Source organism: Stenotrophomonas sp. LM091 (assembly GCF_001806305.1).
In the GTDB taxonomy this organism is placed as follows: Bacteria; Pseudomonadota; Gammaproteobacteria; order Xanthomonadales; family Xanthomonadaceae; genus Stenotrophomonas; species Stenotrophomonas bentonitica_A.
Genome location: NZ_CP017483.1, coordinates 1,014,567 through 1,031,023, shown reverse-complemented (window position 1 = coordinate 1,031,023; position 16,457 = coordinate 1,014,567). Strand labels below are relative to the sequence as shown.

Sequence of the window (16,457 nt, the reverse complement as noted above, 5' to 3'; positions counted from 1 at the left end):
CGCCGCGCGGCCGACAGGGTATGGTGTCGCACTTGTTGCCCGCCAATCGATTCCGATGCCCGCATCCCAGACTCCGGCTCCTGCCACTCCGCCCGCCGATACCCGCCTCGGGCACGCGCTCAAGCCCCGCCAGCTGATCATGATGGGCCTGGGCAGCGCGATCGGCGCCGGCCTGTTCCTCGGCTCCGGCGTGGGCGTCCAGGCCGCCGGCCCGGCGGTCCTGCTGTCGTATCTGGTGGCCGGCGCGCTGGTGATCATCGTGATGAACGCGCTGGGCGAAATGGCCGCAGCCAAGCCGACCAGCGGCGCGTTCTCGGTGTACGCCGCTGATGCCATGGGGGCCACTGCCGGTGCCACGGTGGGCTGGCTGTGGTGGGTGCAGCTGGTGATCGTGATCGCCGCTGAAGCGGTCGGTGCGGCTGGCCTGCTCGCCACGGTGTGGCCGGCGATCCCGGTGCCGATGGCTGCGCTGGCCTTCATGCTGTTCTTCACCGCGATCAACCTGCTCGGGGTGAAGAACTTCGGCGAGTTCGAATTCTGGTTCGCGATCCTGAAAGTGGCCGCGATCGTCGGCTTCATCCTGATCGGCGTGGCGCTGCTGATGGGCTGGCTGCCGGACGTGGCCTCGCCTGGCCTGCGCAACTTCACCGAGCACGGCGGTTTCATGCCCAAAGGCCTGGCCGGCATCGGCGCGGCGCTGCTGGTGGTGGTGTTCGCCTTCGGCGGCACCGAGATCGTGGCGGTGGCCGCGGCGGAAACCGAAGATCCCGAGCGCAGCATCGCCCGCGCGATCCGCACCGTGGCCTGGCGCATCCTGGTGTTCTACATCGGCTCGCTGAGCGTGATCATCGCGGTGGTGCCGTGGACCAGCGAGGCGCTCCGCTCGCCGTTCGCCGCGGTGCTCGAAGCGGCCAAGATTCCTGGCGCAGCCACGGCGATCACGTTGATCGCGGTGATCGCGCTGTTGTCGGCGCTCAACGCCAATCTGTACGGCGCGTCGCGGATGATGTACTCGTTGGCCCAGCGTCGCGAGGCGCCGGCCGTGCTGGGCTGGACCGATCCGCGCCAGGTGCCGATCATCGCGGTGCTGGCCAGCGTGCTCTTCGGCTTTGCGGCGACGGTGATGGAGCTGCTGTTCCCGGACAAGGTACTGCCGGTACTGCTCAACATCGTGGGTTCGACGTGTCTGCTGGTCTGGACCATCTCGCTGCTGTCGCAGTTGATCCTGCGCCACCGTGCCAACCGCGACGGCACCCGCTTGCCGTTCCGGATGGCGGGGTATCCATATTTGACGGTGATCGGGTTGGGGGTGCTGGCGCTGATCTTCGGCCTGCTGCTGTCCGAGTCGCACACGCGCCTGCAGTTCCTGTCGATGGCCGCGCTGACGGCGGTGATCGCCATCAGCAGCGAAGTCGCCCGCCGCGTGCGCGCCAGCCGCCGGGCCGACTGACCCCGGGCGGGTGGTGGGTGCCGACCGTTGGTCGGCACACCCCGCAAGGGCACGCAACAAAAAACGGCCCGCGCGATGCGGGCCGTTTTCATTCCAGATGCATGCCGATCAAGGTAGGTACCGACCGTTGGTCGGTACGCCTGTCAGGCATCGTGCCGACCAACGGTCGACACCTACACCTCCACGCCCTCGTCTTCCTTGTACGCATCGACCGGGATGCAGGCGCACATCACGTTCTTGTCGCCGTACACGTTGTCCACGCGCGCCACCGGCGGCCAGTACTTCTGCTGGCGCAGGCTGGCCAGCGGGAAGGCCGCCAGCTCGCGCGGGTAGGCGTGGGCCCACTCGCTGGCCGACACCACCGCAGCGGTATGCGGGGCGTGCTTGAGCGGGTTGTCCTCGCGGTCCAGGCGGCCGTCTTCGATCGCAGCGATCTCTTCGCGGATCTGGATCATCGCGTTGATGAAGCGATCCAGTTCGTGCAGCGATTCGCTTTCGGTCGGTTCCACCATCAGCGTGCCGGCGACCGGGAAGCTCAGGGTCGGGGCGTGGAAGCCGAAGTCGATCAGGCGCTTGGCCACGTCCTCGGCGCCGATGCCGGAGGTCTTCTCCAGCGGACGCACGTCCAGGATGCACTCGTGCGCCACCAGGCCGTTGCGGCCGGTGTACAGGGTCTTGAAGTGCGGGGCCAGGCGCTTGGCGATGTAGTTGGCGTTGAGCAGCGCGACCTGGGTCGCCTTGCGCAGGCCGGCGGTGCCCATCAGCGTGATGTACATCCAGCTGATCGGCAGGATCGAGGCGCTGCCGAAGCTGGCCGCGCTGACCATGCCCACATCGCCTTCGCCGCCAAGCACCTTCGGCAGGAACGGGGCGAGGTGCGATTTGACCGCACACGGGCCCACGCCCGGGCCGCCGCCGCCGTGCGGGATGCAGAAGGTCTTGTGCAGGTTCAGGTGCGACACGTCCGAGCCCCACTTGCCGGGCTTGGCCACGCCGACCAGGGCGTTCATGTTGGCGCCGTCGGTGTACACCTGGCCGCCGTGCTTGTGCACGATCTCGCAGATCTCCACCACCTCTTCCTCGAACACGCCGTGCGTGGACGGGTAAGTGATCATCAGCGCGGCGAGGCGGTCGCTGTACTTCTCCGCGTTGATGCGGATGTCGTCCAGATCGACGTTGCCGTTGGCGTCGGTCTTGGTCACCACGACCTTCATGCCGCACATCTGCGCCGAGGCCGGGTTGGTGCCGTGCGCGGAATCCGGGATCAGGCAGACGTCGCGATGGCCTTCGCCGCGCGAGCGGTGGTAGGCGCGGATCGCCAGCAGGCCGGCGTACTCGCCCTGCGCGCCGGAGTTCGGCTGCAGGCTGACCGCGTCATAGCCGGTGCATTCCACCAGCATCGCTTCCAGGCCGTCGATCAGTTCCTTGTAGCCGGTGGCCTGGTCGGCCGGGGCAAGCGGATGGATGTTGGCGAACTCCGGCCAGGTCACCGGAATCATCTCGGCGGTGGCGTTGAGCTTCATGGTGCAGCTGCCCAGCGGGATCATGGTGCGATCCATGGCCAGGTCCTTGTCCGCCAGCGAACGCAGGTAACGCAGCAGTTCGTGTTCGCTGTGGTGGGTGTTGAACACCGGGTGGGTCAGGAAGTCGCTGGTGCGAACCAGGCCGGCCGGCAGGGCATCGGCGGTGGCGGCGTCGAGGGCATCGACATCGACGGTGGCACCGAACAGCTGGCCGAGCGCGACGATGTCGGCGCGGGTGGTGGTTTCATCCAGGCTGATGCCAACCGCGTCGCTGTCGATCGCACGCAGGTTGATGCGCGCCGCGGCGGCCTTGGCGTGGATCGCCTTGGCGTCGACATCCTTGACGTGCAGGGTGTCGAAGAAATGCTCGCCGACATTCACGCCGGCGCCGCGCAGCGCGGCGGCCAGGATGCTGGCCAGGCGGTGGGTGCGGCGGGCGATGCGGGTCAGGCCTTCCGGGCCGTGGTACACGGCATACATCGAGGCCATCACGGCCAGCAGTACCTGCGCGGTGCAGATGTTGGAGGTGGCCTTCTCGCGGCGGATGTGCTGCTCGCGGGTCTGCAGGGTCAGGCGGTAGGCGGCATTGCCCTGCGCATCGACCGAGACACCGATCAGGCGGCCCGGCATCGAGCGCTTGTACGCGTCGCGGCAGGCCATGAAGGCGGCATGCGGGCCGCCGAAGCCGAACGGCACGCCGAACCGCTGCGAGTTGCCGACCACGATGTCCGCGCCCCATTCGCCGGGGGCGGCGATCAGGGTCAGTGCAAGCAGATCGGTGGCCACCGCGACCAGGCCGCCACGGGCGTGCACGGCATCGGCCAGCGCCTTGTAGTCGCCGATATGGCCGAAGGTGTCCGGGTACTGCAGCAGCACGCCGTAGGCCTCGGCTTCCATCGCCTCGGCCGGGGTGCCCACGCGCAGCACGATGCCCATCGGCTCGGCGCGGGTGCGCAGCAGTTCCAGCGTCTGCGGGTGCACCGCGTCGTGCACGAAGAAGGTATCGGACTTGGACTTGGCCGAACGCTTGGCCAGGGTCATCGCTTCGGCGGCGGCGGTGGCTTCATCCAGCAGCGAGGCGTTGGCGATCTCCATGCCGGTCAGGTCCGCGCACAGGGTCTGGAAGTTGATCAGTGCTTCCATGCGGCCCTGCGAAATCTCGGCCTGGTACGGGGTGTAGGCGGTGTACCACGCCGGGTTTTCCAGCACATTGCGCAGGATGACGTTCGGGGTGAGCGTGCCGTAGTAGCCCTGGCCGATGAAGGTGCGGAACACCTGGTTCTTGTCGGCGATGGCGCGGATCTTGGCCAGTGCCTGCACTTCGGTCAGCGACTCGGGCAGGGCCAGCGGGGCCGGCGACTTGATCCCGGCCGGGACGATCGCATCGGTCAGCGCGTCCAGCGAGGTGTGGCCGACCACGTCGAGCATCTGCGCGATTTCGGCGTCGTTGGGGCCGATGTGGCGTTCGACGAACGCGTGGCTGTGTTCAAGCTCGCGCAGGGTAGGGGTGTTCTGGGACATGGCTGGCATCTCGGAGAGTGGGCACGCACGTTCGGAAGGCGGCCGGGCCAGGGCGCGTCGCGGGCGACAGCGATCCACCGGACCTTGCGGTCTTCCTGGGTGCCCCTCTGTCCTTTTGCCTGAGAGTTTGGAAGCGCGCATCGGCGTGCTTCGTGCCCCTTCGGCGCCGGCACTCGCCGGTCTCTCCAGAGTTTTGGTACGGGTGGTATCGGGCCTGAGCGATTACGGGCGTTGCGCCTTCGGCAGCGGGTGCTTCAAAACAAAGCGCCGCTTCTCCCACCATGTAGCCAGGCGATTATAGCCCAGCGCTTTCGGCCACTGGGCCTTTCCGGCACATGAATACGGGGCCGCGCAGCGCCGGGAAAGCGCGCCCGGGCATGGTGCCGGGGGCGGCAAAGGCCTATGATCACTGGATCCTCGTATTCATCTGGCGCCGCCCGTTCCGGGCCAGGCGCCCGCCGTGCAGTGCGCATGGCCGCTGACGGAAGCCCGCATGACGCCCGCCTCACCCTCGACCCGCCGTCTGGCCCTGCTGCTCGCAGGCCTGGCGATGTTCGGTCCGTTCTCGATCGACACCATATTCCCGGCCTTCCTGCTGTTGGGCGACCGCATGCAGGTGGACCAGGTCGCAGTGCAGCAGACCATCAGCGTCTACCTGCTGTTCTATGGCCTGATGAGCCTGGCGCACGGCCCGCTGTCGGATGCGTTCGGCCGCAAGCGGGTGATCATCGGCGGGCTGGTGCTGTTCATCGGTGCCTCGATCGGCTGCGCGCTGTCGCGCGACATGACCACGCTGCTGGTGTTCCGCGCCCTGCAGGGCGTGACCGCCGGCGTGGGCGTGATCGTCGGCCGTGCGGTGATCCGCGATCTGTACCACGGTGCCGACGCGCAGCGGTTGATGAGCCAGGTCTCGATGATCTTCGGCGTCGCACCGGCGATCGCGCCGATCATCGGCGGTTGGATCCTGCTCGGTGGCGGCGACTGGCCGCTGATTTTCTGGTTCCTGGTGCTGTTCGGCGTGGTGCTGCTGCTGGCCACCGGCAAGTGGCTGCCCGAAACCCATCCGGTCGAGGCCCGCACGCCGCTGTCGATGCGCGCGCTGCTGCGCAGCTATGCCCGCATGGGCTCCAACCCGCGCCTGCTCCGTCTGGCCGCGGCCGGTGCCTTCAACTTCTCCGGCATCTTCCTGTACATCGCGTCCGCGCCGGTGTTCGTGATGCAGCATCTGCAACTGGGCGAGGGCGGCTTTGCGTGGTTGTTCATCCCCACCATCGGCGGCATGACCATGGGCTCGTTCCTGTCCGGTCGGATGGCGGGCCGGCTCACCGCGCAGCGGCAGATCGCGATCGGGTTCGGGCTGTGTGCGGTCTCGGCGCTGTTGAACGTCGGTTACGTGGTGTCGGTGCCGCAGATCGCGCTGCCGTGGGCAGTGATGCCGATCTTCCTTGGCGGTGTCGGCATGGCGCTGATCTTCCCGATCCTGGCGCTGGCCGTGCTGGACATGTATCCGCATCAGCGCGGCCTGGCCTCGTCCATGCAGATGTTCATCCAGCTGATGATCAACACCGTGGTGGCCGGCGTGGTCTCCCCGATGCTCAGCAGCAACCCGCTGCATCTGGCCCTGGGCTACGCAGGCTTCTTCGCCATCGGCGGCAGCTTCTGGTACTGGGAGCGGCACTGCGAACGCCGCCGCGACCTGCTCACGCCGATCGAGTGAGCCACACGCACGCCCCGCCTGCACAGAATGCAGGCGTGGCGCGGTTGCTTACGCTTCGCCGCGGCGTATCCTGTTCGCTCGCCAGCCAGTTCGTGCATCACGACAGCCACTACGCTCCCCTGCGGACCCCATGTCCGCCGCAACCCAGGGTGATTGCATGGCTGCACAGCAGACCTACCGCCTGTTCGACGTCGCGCTGAAGCAGCGCACGGTTCTCTCCCCCTCGCTGATCCGCATGGTCTTCGCCGCGCCCGACGTGGCCAACATGAAGACCGAGGGACCGGACCAGCGCATCAAAGTGTTCTTCCCATTGCCCGGCCAGGCAGCACCGGAGGTGCCGCAAGGCGAGGACTGGTACGCACGTTATCGCGCGCTGCCCGATGCCGAGCGTGCGCCGATGCGCACCTACACCCTCCGCGCGCTGCGCCCGGACGCCGGCGAGGTCGATGTCGATTTCGTGCTGCATGGCCCGACCGGGCCCGCCTCGCGCTGGGCCATGCAGGCGCGCGTCGGCGATCGGGTCGGCCTGCTGGCGCCGGACGCGCAGGTCGAGGCCAGCAGCGAAGGGTACGAGTGGAAACCGCCGGCGCAGGTGAAGCGGGTGCTGCTGGTCGCCGACGACACCGCGCTGCCGGCCGTGGCCGGCATTCTGGAGGCGCTGGCCCAGTGGCCGCAGCCGCCGGAAGTGCAGGCCTTCCTGGAGGTCGAGCACGAGGCGGATGTGCTGCCGCTGCAGGCACCGCTTGGTGCGCAGCTGTTCTGGCTCGCGCGCGAGGGCGCCGCGCATGGCCAGCGGCTGCAGGACGCGGTGCGGGCGCGGATCGGCCCGTCCGGCATCGGTGGCGGTGAGCAGCCCCTGGCCGAGATCGACATCGACCAGGACATCCTGTGGGAGCAGGCCAGCGCCGAGCAGGACGGGCTGTATGCCTGGGTCGCCGGTGAAGCCGGGGCAGTCATGGCGATCCGCCGGCATCTGGTGAAGACATGCGGGATCGACCGTCGGGCCATCACCTTCATGGGCTATTGGCGGCGCGGAAAAGTCCTCGATTGAACTGGCCACGCAGGCTCCAGCACGGGCCCGCCAAGGCCCGTGCGGTATCCTTGGCGCTTTGCCGCAGTCCGGATTTCCCCATGTCGACCACCTCCAAACTGCGCCGCGACATCCGCCGGCGCCGCGAAACCCAGGCCGCCAACCGCGAGCAGGCCAACGCCACGCCGGTTGAGCCGCATGCCGAGCTGCGTGACCAGCAGCGCACGCTGCTGGCCGGTATCGTCCGCCGCGATGGCGAGTGGGTGCTGGGCATGGATGGCCGCATCGCCGGCCAGACCCCCAGCGCGGCGCGGGTGCTGGCCCTGATCATGCAGGCCGCTGAACTGCACGAACGCCAGGGCACCCCGGTGCGCCTGGTGTACTCGGATGCGCTCAAGGACGCGGCGCATGCCGAGGCCAAGGCCGACGGCATGGACTTCGACCAGTTCAAGGTGGAACTGGCCGCGAGCCTGAAGCCGCGTGCCCGCCAGGGAGATGCACCGGCCGAGTGATGGCGGTGCCGCATAGGGCCTGCTGCTGGTCGGCGGCGCGTTGCCCGGCAAAGCGCACCGATCGGTTCCCATGAAAAAGCCGGCCCGAGGGCCGGCTTTTTCGTTTGCCATGGTGCGCGGACCAGCGGCCAGCGCGACCGGTCAGTGGGCCGCAGGTGCGGTTGCGGCCGGCGCCGCCGCAGCGGTAGCCGCCGGCACCTGCCAGCCACACATCTGGCCCTGGTTCTGCTGCTTGAGCCATTCGTTGACCGGGGTGAAGTACTCGATCATCGGGCCGGCATCGAGCTTGTCGCCACCGGTGATCTCCTTCAGCGTGGCCTGCCACGGCTGGCTGGCACCCTTGCTCAGCATGGCCCAGAACTTCTGGCCGGCTTCCTTGTTGCCGTAGAAGCTGCACTGGTGCAGCGGACCCTTGTAACCGGAGGCATCGCACAGGCCCTTGTAGAACTGGAACTGCAGGATGCGCGCCAGGAAGTAGCGGGTATACGGGGTGTTGCCCGGCACGTGGTACTTGGCGCCCGCGTCGAAGAATTCCTCACCGCGCGCGGTGGCCGGCGCCACGCCCTGGTACTTGGCCTTCAGGTCCCACCACGCCTGGTTGTAATGGTCCGGGGTGATCGAGCCGTCGAACACGCCCCAGCGCCAGCGGTCGATCATCAGGCCGAACGGCAGGAACGACACGCCGCTCAGGGCCATGCGCATCTGCGCGTTGATGGTCGCCTCACGGCTTTCCTGCGGGGTGTCGACCAGGCCGATCGAGTTGAGGTACTGCGGGGTCATCGCCAGCACGATGGTGTCGCCGATCGCTTCGTGGAAGCCATCGTTGGCACCGCCCTGGAACAACGGCGGCAGCGGGTTGTAGGCCAGGTCGTAATAGATGTGGCCCAGCTCGTGGTAGATCGTGGTGAAGTTCTCTTCGTTGGGCTTGATGCACATCTTGGTGCGCACGTCGCCGTCCATGTTCATGTCCCACGCGCTGGCGTGGCAGACCACGTCGCGGTCCAGCGGCTTGATGAACTGGGTCTTGTCCCAATACGATTTGGGCAGGGCCGGCATGCCGAGCGAGACGTAGAAGTCCTGCGCGCGCTCGGTCATCTGCTTGGCGGTACGCAGTTCGGCCTCACGCTGCGCCTTGTACAGCGCTTCCACGTTTGCGCCGCTGCCGGCCTTGGCCAGGGCACCACTCAGGTTGCTCTGGTACTGCTTTTCCAGCGCGGCGGTGATGTCCAGGTTGCCGGCACCGGGATACGGTTCCAGCTGGTCCCACAGATTGGACCAGTCCTGCTGCCACATGTTGCCGGTCAGGTGTGCGGCGATCAGGCCACCGTTGACCTCGGCCTTGTCCTTGCCGTACGTGCCGTCGAGCTTGGTGCGCGCGTAGCAGTGCAGCTGCTCGTACATCGGCTTGACCTGGTCCCACAGCCGGTCGGTTTCCGGGCCGATCTGGTCGGCGGGCATGTCATAGCCGCTGCGCCACATCTGGCCGGCATCGGCGAAGCCCATTTCCTTGGCGCCTTCGTTGACCAGGCTGACGAAGCGCTCGTAGTCGGCGCGCATCGGCTTGGTGGTGCCATGCCAGCCCTGCCAGGCGTCGAGCTGCTTGTCGTAGTCGCGGCTGCGCGCGAGCACCTGTTCCAGATCGCCCAGCTGGCGGCAGCTCTGCGGGTTGGCCTCGTCGGTGCAGTACTTGCCGGAGCCGTAGGCGCCCTCCATGCGGCTGGCGATGCGGGTCAGCTCGGAGAGCTTGGCCGGGTCGCGCGGGGCGGGCATGGAGGTCATCAGCTTGAGCAGGTGGATCTGGCGCTTGGTGTCTTCGCTCATGGGCTGGCCGTCGTACTGGCCGGCCTGGGCGATCCAGCCGTTGAGGACGGTGAGCCAGCGTTCATTGGCCTTGGCCGCGACGCGCTCGGAATCGTCGTTGATGTAGGTCGACGACAGCCACTGCGCCGAGGTCATTTCCGGGTACATGGCCTTGTACTCGGCGTTGACGCGGGCGATGAACTGGTCCGCGGTTTCCTTGGACTGGGTGGTGCCCGTGGCCGGTGCATCGGCGGGGGACGGTTCCTTCTGGCAGGCCGCCAGCGTCAGTGCGGCAGCACTGACTGCCAGGGCCAGCAGGAGCGGGCGGTGGTTCACGGGCACATCCTTGGGTGGTGTCAGACCGGCGAAGGCTAGTGAAGCGCCGGGCGCACCGCAAGGGGCAGGGCAGCAGAGGCGGTTCGATTGGCACCGCCAACGTCAACGTCAAGGTCAACGGCGATGCGTCCGTGCTCCGTGAGACGGGGCGGTGCGCATGGGACAAGCCTGCTTATACCTCGCACCCAGCAAACAGATCCCGGCCACGCTCATACACCGAGGTCTTGACCTGCATCAGCCCCAGTACCGAGGGGAACAGATTGTCGTGGTCGGTGTACCTGCCCGCGCGCTCCCGCACGCAGGCCAGGTTGAGCCCGCGGTTGGCTGCGAAGGAAGGGGAGAACCACATCGTCATCGGCACGCGGGTCTGTTCCTGCGGGGCGATCGCGTACGGCACCCCGTGCAGGTACAGGCCCTTCTCGCCCAGCGACTCGCCGTGATCGGAAAGGTAGATCATCGCGGTGTCGTAGTCGTCCATGCCCTTCAGCGTGCCGATCGTGCGCGAGAGCAGGTGATCGGTGTAGAGCAGCGCGTTGTCGTAACTGTTGGTGATCTGCGCGCGGCTGCACTTGCCCAGGTCCGGGGTGTCGCAGGTGGGGGTGAAGCGGCGGAAGCGCGCCGGGTAGCGTTCGAAGTAGCTCGGGCCGTGGTTGCCCAGTTGATGCAGCACCACCACGCGGTCGCCGGGCCTGGCGCGGACCTGGGTGGCCAGGTCGTCGATCAGGATCTCGTCCATGCAGCGCCCGTTGGCGCACAGGCTCGGCTGCTTGGCATCGTCGAGCGCCTGCATCTCCAGGCCCTCGCACACGCCCTTGCATCCGGACTGGTTGTCACGCCACAGCGTGGCGATGCCGGCGTGGTCCAGCACGTGCAGCAGTGACTGGTGCGCGCGGATCTTCTTCTCGTCGTAGTCGTGGCGTCCGTACGCCGAGAACAGGCAGGGCAGGGAGACTTCAGTGCTGGTGCCACACGAATGCATGTCCGGGAAGTTGATCACCCCGGCCTGGGCCAGCTCCGGCGTGGTCTGCTTGGCATAGCCGTTGAGGCCCCAGTTCTGCGCGCGCGCGGTTTCGCCCATCACGATCACCAGCAGGCGCGGGCGGCTGCCGGCTGCACGCGGGGTGGCCTTGGCATCGGTGCCGATCGGCAGTTTCGGAGCGCGCTGGATCGGATTGTCGCCGCGCAGCGCCTTGGGCAGGCCGAGCAGGAGGTTGCCGGGGGTTGCCAGATAACGCACTTCGCGCTGGTTGCGCATCAGCGAGGACATCTCCTGAAAGGACAGCATCGCCCCGCCGAAGGCGATCAGGGCCGACAGCAGCAGGAAACCGAGGCGCCACAGCAGCGCCCTGACCAGCGTGCGCCGGCGCAGCTGCACGCGCCACAGCAGCAGCATCGGCGCCAGGGCCAACAGCAGCAGCGGCGCGATCAAGGTGGGCGTGATCAGCTCGCGGCTTTCCTTGTGGTCGGTGGCCAGCACGTTGCGCAGCATGTCCGCATCCAGATAGATGTGGTAACTGCTCATGTAGTGCGCGGCCAGCGCCGTACCGATCAGCAGCACGCTGAGCACCACCTTGGCGTTCCAGCGCCACACCAGCAGCCCCATCAGCAGACAGTGCGCGCCCACCAGGAACAGCAACAGCGAGACAGCGAAGCCGATGCTGCCCGGATGCGTGGCCATCGCGCTGTGCCAGAACAGGCCATTGCAGGCCACCGCGAAGAAGATGCTGGTGAGCAGGATCAGGGTTTCGGTGGTGCACTGCGGGCGCCAGGCACGCAGGGTGGCCAGCGCCGACAAGCGCGTGGCGCGCGGAAGGGTGGTGCTCATGCCACTTCTCCCTGCGCGATGCCTGGTGACGTGCCGCGTTGGCGCAGCCGCACCGGTTCGATCAGCAGATACAGGCCAAGCGAGACCGTCCAGCAGATGGCCAGCGTCCACAGGTCATGCGACAGGAAATGCGCACCGCGCAGCTGCTGCGAAACGCCGAACACGCCGCCAGCCAGCAGGCCGACGGCCAGGCCGCGCCAGCGCCAGGCCGGGTGCACCATCAGCGCGAAGAAGTACAGGCTGACCCACGCAAACCCCGCGCTGGAATGCCCGCCTGGAAAGCACACCCCACGCGGCATCCCGGGTGGGCGTGTTGCGAACAAGCCGATGAACTGCCGGGTGCCGCCATAGCGGGCCAGATCCCACGGGCAATCCATGTTGGTCAGCGACTTGAGCAGCGAGACCACGCCGGTGCCCAGCGCGACGGCCAGCACCAGATACAGCAGCGGCCAGCGCCATGCGGGTGCGCGCTCGGTGCGCCAGGCGTGGAAGCACAGCACGATCGCGACCAGCGCCGCCACATTGCTGGTCCACTTGCCGGCCTGGTGGATCAGGTGGGTGGTGACCCAGGCGTTCTGCAGCGCCCACTGCTGCCCTTCGAGTCGATAGAGGCGATCGGCCAGCCACTGGTCGCCACCGGCGCCCATCAGCATCGCGCTGGCGAGCAGCGCCAGCGCCAGCGGTACCCAGAGGTGGCCGCGGAGCAAGCGTGGGGTGAGCGCGGTGGCCGACGTGGATGAAAGGGCAACGCTGGACGCTGGGAACATGGACAAAGGGGCCGGCGGAAGATTCCGGCGCCATGGTCGTCAGCGCAGTGTCGGAGACCGGTCGGAGCGATGTTGGCCGCCGGTTAAGCGCGGCCTGCCGTTCAGTCTTCCTCGTCCTGCGCGGTGTCGGTGGCCGTGACGGCGGCATGGCAGTCGGCCTGCCAGGCAGTACCCGGGAACAACAGCCACCGGTTGCGGTTGGCGCTGCCGATCTCGATCACCGCCGCCGGGTCCACGCACGGGCTGATCGCTTCATCGAGCACCAGCAGCCAGCGCTGGCGCGGCGCCTGTGACAGCCACGGCCCTGCGGCCTGCCATTGCTGGTCCCACGGGGTCTTGAAGCCGAAATCGGTCACCGGGCGGTCGGCCTGCAACAGGTTCTGTTCGCGCCAGGCGACCACGCCGAGCTCGGCCTCCGGCCCGATCCGCAGGCCGACGCGCTGCATTACCGCCGAGGCGGAGCTGTACGGGTCCAGGGTCGGCATCAGCACCCAGCCGTACAGATTCCAGAGCAGGAAGGCCGCCGCGACCACCAGCGCGCCTGCCCGGCGCTGGCGCCACCACAGGGCCAGCGCCAGCAACACCACGCCGAAGGCGATCAGCCAGCCGCCAAGCACGGGCAGCAGCGTATCGGGCATCGCGCGCCGCGCCAGTTGCACGTGCGCCCATTCGCTGGCCGACCACAGCTGGGTGCCGACATACAGCGCCGCCACGCCGAGGACGGCGACATAGGCCCACAGCAACCAGCGCAGCCCGGCCCGGCGCAGCAGCCCGGGCAGCAGCGGGGCGGCGGCCAGGCACAACGCGGGCAGTATCGGGAAGATGTAGACCTCCCGCTTGCCCGGGCTGGCGCTGAAGAACACCAGCACCAGCAGGGCCCAGCCCAGCAGCAGCCACCAGCGTCCATCCAGGCGCTTGAGGCGGCGCCACCATGCCGGAACCAGGGCGGGCAGCAGCAGGCTGCCCGGCAGCCACAAGGTCGCCATGACCTGCAGGTAGTACCAGGCCGGCTTCACGTGGTGCCAGGCGTTCGCGTAGCGGGTGGCGGTCTGCTTGAACAGCAGCTCGCGCGCATAGGCGTGCAGGGCCGGGTCGGCCGAGTGCAGCAGCGCCACGCCCAGCGGCGCCAGCCACACCGCCGTGCCGAGCAGGAAGGCCGGCAGCAGCCACCACAGGTCGCGGGCAGTGCCGGCCGGCCGCCTGGCGCCGCGCACGCGCCAGCGCCAGGCGGCGAACGGCAGCAGCACCAGCAGGGGCAGGAAGCCCACGCCCTTGGTCACCGTGCCCAGCCCGGCGGCGAAGCCGGCCAGCCACAGCGCGGGCCGGTTGCGGCCTTCCAGCAGGTGGCGCAGCAATCCCCATAGCGACAGGGTGGTCATCGCCACCAGCACCATGTCGATCTGCGCCCGCTTGGCCATCAGGCCGAACTGCAGGCAGCTGAACAAGGCGAGCATCGCCCACCAGCCGACACGCCGGTTCCACAACCGCCGGCCCAGGTCCCAGGTCAGCCAGAGTGTCAGCAGAGCGGCAAGCAGCGAAGGCACCAGGAAGGCGATGGTCCAGCCGCCGAACAGCTGGTGGCTGGCGGCCTGCAGCCACATGAACACCGGCGGTTTTTCCGCGTACAGTTCGCTGCCACGGTGAGGCAGCAGCCATTGCCCGGAGGCGACCATGGCCCGTGCAGCCAGCACGAAACGGGGTTCATCGGGCGGTGAGGGCTGGCGCAGGCCGATGCCCGCCGCCAGGGCCAGCAACAGGGCAAGGCAGACCAGCACACGCGGCCAGCGCCGCAGGAAGAAGGATTCGGTCACGCCAGGCTCTTTGGCAAAACGGCCACTGTCTCCCCGACAGCGTAGGAAAAGCGTCGTAACCACCCCCATTGCGACCGGATTCCGACAGGGTTCCCGCTACCATGCGCCCAACCGGTCAAGAGAGTCTCCCATGCGGCTGCTGGTCATTGAAGACAACCGTCAGCTGGTTGCCAATCTATTCGATTATTTCGAATCGCGGGGCCATGTGCTGGACGTCGCGCCCGATGGCGTGACCGGCCTGCACCTGGCCGTGTCGCAGCCCTATGACGCCCTGATCCTGGACTGGATGCTGCCGCGCATGGAAGGGCCCGAAGTGCTGCGCCGGCTGCGTGCCGACCACGGCTCGGAAGTGCCGGTGATCATGCTCACCGCGCGCGACGAACTCCCCGACAAGATCGCCGGCTTCCGCGCCGGCGCCGACGACTACCTGACCAAACCCTTCGCACTGCCCGAGCTGGAAGTACGTCTTGAAGCGCTGATGGTGCGCGCCAAAGGGCGCAACCCGCGCAAGCTGCTGGAAGTGGCCGACCTCAAGCTGGATCTGGCCACCCTGGAGGCGCAACGCGACGGCAAGCCGCTGCACCTGTATCCGGCCTGCCGCAAGCTGCTGGAGGTGCTGATGCGCGCCAGCCCCGGCGCGGTGACCCGCCAGCAGCTGGAATTCGCACTGTGGGGTGACGAGCTGCCCGACGGGGATCTGCTGCGCTCGCACGTGTACGAACTGCGCCGCAGCGTGGATGGCCCGTTCCAGCAGAAGCTGATCCACACCTTGCCGCGGGTCGGTTACCGCCTCGGCGTTTCCGCGGCGGGCGGTGCAGATGAAGTGGCGTAAGCGCCCGCCCACGCCATCGCCGATGCACCGGCGCATGGTGTGGTGGCTGCTGGGCTACCTGGCGCTGATTTCGCTGGCGGTGTTCAGCGTGGGCAACTACGTGCACGAACACGCCGAACACTCGGCATGGCGGGCGCTGCTCAACTCCGAGCTGGACAGCATCGTCAACCACATCGAACACGAGCCGCACTACCGCTGGCAGGATTCGGACACGCTGCGGCTGTTCTACATCAACGGCAGCCCGACGGTGCCGGACAGCCTGCGCACGCTGCACCCGGGGCTGCACGACGGCGTGGAGGTCAACGGCCGCGCCAGCGCGGTGATGGTGCGTGAAACCACCCAGCTGGGGCGCTTGGCGCTGGTGCTGGACATCAACGATTTCCACGAGCTGGAGCAGTTCGCCACGCGCTGGGTGCTGCTGGCCGGCGTGCTGATGATCATCGTGACCGTGCTGATGGCCTCCTTCGGCGTCGGCCGGCTGGTGCGGCCGCTGAGCTCGCTGGCACGGCGCATCGACGATCTGCACCCGGGGGTGCCCGGGCAACGGGTGGAGGTGGACCCGCGCGCCAGCTCCGAGCTGTACGTGATCGCCAACGCGCTCAATGACTACCTGGCGCGCAACGAACAGTTCGTCGAGCGCGAGCGGGTCTTCATCAGCACCGCCAGCCACGAACTGCGTACGCCGATCGCGGTGATCACCGGGGCCTCGGAACTGGCGCTGGGCCAGCCGGACATTCCAGAGCGTGCGCGCCAGCAGATGCAGCGTGTGCACCGCACGGCCCAGGGGGTGGAGCAGCTGATCCAGCTGCTGCTGGTGCTCGCACGCGACCCGGCCCGGCTGGCCGCGCTCGGTGAACGCATTCCGCTCGACCTGCTGGTGCCGGACATCATCGAAGACCATCGCCATCTGATGGGCGACAAGGACCTGCACATCGAGATCGACGGCCTTGCGCGCGTGGATATCATCGCCCCGCTCGGCGTGGTCCAGGCCGCGATCGGCAATCTGCTGCGCAACGCGATCGAGAACAGCGGTCGCGGCACCATCCACATCCAGGTCTCCGGGCAGGCCGTGGTGACGCTGCAGGACCCCGGGCTGGGCATGAGCCCGGAAGAGATCGCCGCCGTACATGCACGCATGGCGCGCGGCGATCGCAACGAGCAGAGCGGCATCGGCCTGGAGCTGATCGCCCGGCTGTGCGAGCACCTGGGCTGGGCGCTGCAGATCCAGCCCTGTGTGCCGCGCGGTACCTGTGTGATCCTCGATCTGGGCGCTTCGCTGCCGGGTCGCTCTGAACGCGCATCGCTGCCCGCGTCGTGATCGGCCCGCGCGCTG

11 protein-coding genes and 1 riboswitch are annotated in these 16,457 nt (G+C 68.0%); of the genes, 6 read left to right on the top strand and 5 right to left on the bottom strand.

The window, feature by feature from the left end; all coding sequences use genetic code 11:
• Positions 1-49: 49 nt before the first annotated feature.
• Positions 50-1,450, top strand: a complete 1,401-nt coding sequence (locus tag BIZ42_RS04610) for an amino acid permease (protein ID WP_167390317.1) — start codon at positions 50-52, stop codon at positions 1,448-1,450.
• Between the two features lie 173 nt (positions 1,451-1,623).
• Here BIZ42_RS04610 and gcvP read toward each other — a convergent pair whose 3' ends face one another.
• Positions 1,624-4,503 carry an aminomethyl-transferring glycine dehydrogenase gene (gene gcvP / locus BIZ42_RS04605; protein WP_172838032.1) on the bottom strand — a complete coding sequence of 960 codons (2,880 nt, stop codon included), beginning with the start codon at positions 4,501-4,503 and terminating at the stop codon, positions 1,624-1,626.
• A gap of 88 nt (positions 4,504-4,591) precedes the next feature.
• A riboswitch (glycine riboswitch) is annotated at positions 4,592-4,693 on the bottom strand.
• A gap of 294 nt (positions 4,694-4,987) precedes the next feature.
• On the opposite strand from gcvP, the gene BIZ42_RS04600 reads away from it, so the two are divergent.
• The 3 genes from BIZ42_RS04600 (at position 4,988) to BIZ42_RS04590 (ending at position 7,753) form a co-directional block, all read left to right on the top strand.
• Positions 4,988-6,211 (top strand): multidrug effflux MFS transporter, encoded by a 1,224-nt coding sequence (locus BIZ42_RS04600; protein WP_070425683.1) that lies wholly within the window; start codon positions 4,988-4,990, stop codon positions 6,209-6,211.
• 157 nt (positions 6,212-6,368) lie between these two features.
• A complete protein-coding gene (locus BIZ42_RS19965; RefSeq protein ID WP_070427445.1) occupies positions 6,369-7,262 on the top strand; it encodes a siderophore-interacting protein in 894 nt (297 codons plus the stop codon).
• Between the two features lie 80 nt (positions 7,263-7,342).
• Positions 7,343-7,753: a hypothetical protein gene (locus BIZ42_RS04590; protein WP_070425682.1), complete on the top strand. Its 411-nt coding sequence runs from the start codon at positions 7,343-7,345 to the stop codon at positions 7,751-7,753.
• A gap of 141 nt (positions 7,754-7,894) precedes the next feature.
• On the opposite strand, the gene BIZ42_RS04585 is transcribed toward BIZ42_RS04590, so the two are convergent.
• The 4 genes from BIZ42_RS04585 to BIZ42_RS04570 all read right to left on the bottom strand — a co-directional run bounded on the left by BIZ42_RS04585 (position 7,895) and on the right by BIZ42_RS04570 (position 14,292).
• The gene (locus BIZ42_RS04585; RefSeq protein ID WP_070425681.1) at positions 7,895-9,889 is read right to left on the bottom strand and encodes a M2 family metallopeptidase; all 1,995 of its coding nucleotides are present in this window, start codon (positions 9,887-9,889) and stop codon (positions 7,895-7,897) included.
• A 172-nt stretch (positions 9,890-10,061) separates the two neighbouring features.
• Positions 10,062-11,714 carry a phosphoethanolamine--lipid A transferase gene (locus BIZ42_RS04580; RefSeq protein ID WP_070425680.1) on the bottom strand — a complete coding sequence of 551 codons (1,653 nt, stop codon included), beginning with the start codon at positions 11,712-11,714 and terminating at the stop codon, positions 10,062-10,064.
• Positions 11,711-12,481, bottom strand: coding sequence for a phosphatase PAP2 family protein (locus tag BIZ42_RS04575; RefSeq protein ID WP_172838031.1), 771 nt, complete (start codon positions 12,479-12,481; stop codon positions 11,711-11,713). Before BIZ42_RS04575 ends, BIZ42_RS04580 begins: the two co-directional genes overlap by 4 nt.
• 101 nt (positions 12,482-12,582) lie before the next feature.
• Positions 12,583-14,292 carry a glycosyltransferase family 39 protein gene (locus BIZ42_RS04570; RefSeq protein WP_070425678.1) on the bottom strand — a complete coding sequence of 570 codons (1,710 nt, stop codon included), beginning with the start codon at positions 14,290-14,292 and terminating at the stop codon, positions 12,583-12,585.
• Between the two features lie 130 nt (positions 14,293-14,422).
• Between BIZ42_RS04570 and BIZ42_RS04565 the strand changes: the two genes are divergently transcribed.
• Positions 14,423-15,124 (top strand): response regulator transcription factor, encoded by a 702-nt coding sequence (locus BIZ42_RS04565; RefSeq protein ID WP_070425677.1) that lies wholly within the window; start codon positions 14,423-14,425, stop codon positions 15,122-15,124.
• The gene (locus BIZ42_RS04560) at positions 15,111-16,442 is read left to right on the top strand and encodes a HAMP domain-containing sensor histidine kinase (protein WP_070425676.1); all 1,332 of its coding nucleotides are present in this window, start codon (positions 15,111-15,113) and stop codon (positions 16,440-16,442) included. The genes BIZ42_RS04565 and BIZ42_RS04560 overlap by 14 nt, the downstream gene beginning before the upstream one ends.
• Positions 16,443-16,457: the final 15 nt, after the last annotated feature.

Coding starts and splice junctions, on each gene's coding strand:
- gcvP (WP_172838032.1), bottom strand. CDS start 4,503: ATGCCAGCCATGTCCCAGAACACCCCTACCCTGCGCGAGCTTGAACAC.
- BIZ42_RS04600 (WP_070425683.1), top strand. CDS start 4,988: ATGACGCCCGCCTCACCCTCGACCCGCCGTCTGGCCCTGCTGCTCGCA.
- BIZ42_RS19965 (WP_070427445.1), top strand. CDS start 6,369: ATGGCTGCACAGCAGACCTACCGCCTGTTCGACGTCGCGCTGAAGCAG.
- BIZ42_RS04590 (WP_070425682.1), top strand. CDS start 7,343: ATGTCGACCACCTCCAAACTGCGCCGCGACATCCGCCGGCGCCGCGAA.
- BIZ42_RS04580 (WP_070425680.1), bottom strand. CDS start 11,714: ATGAGCACCACCCTTCCGCGCGCCACGCGCTTGTCGGCGCTGGCCACC.
- BIZ42_RS04575 (WP_172838031.1), bottom strand. CDS start 12,481: ATGTTCCCAGCGTCCAGCGTTGCCCTTTCATCCACGTCGGCCACCGCG.
- BIZ42_RS04565 (WP_070425677.1), top strand. CDS start 14,423: ATGCGGCTGCTGGTCATTGAAGACAACCGTCAGCTGGTTGCCAATCTA.
- BIZ42_RS04560 (WP_070425676.1), top strand. CDS start 15,111: ATGAAGTGGCGTAAGCGCCCGCCCACGCCATCGCCGATGCACCGGCGC.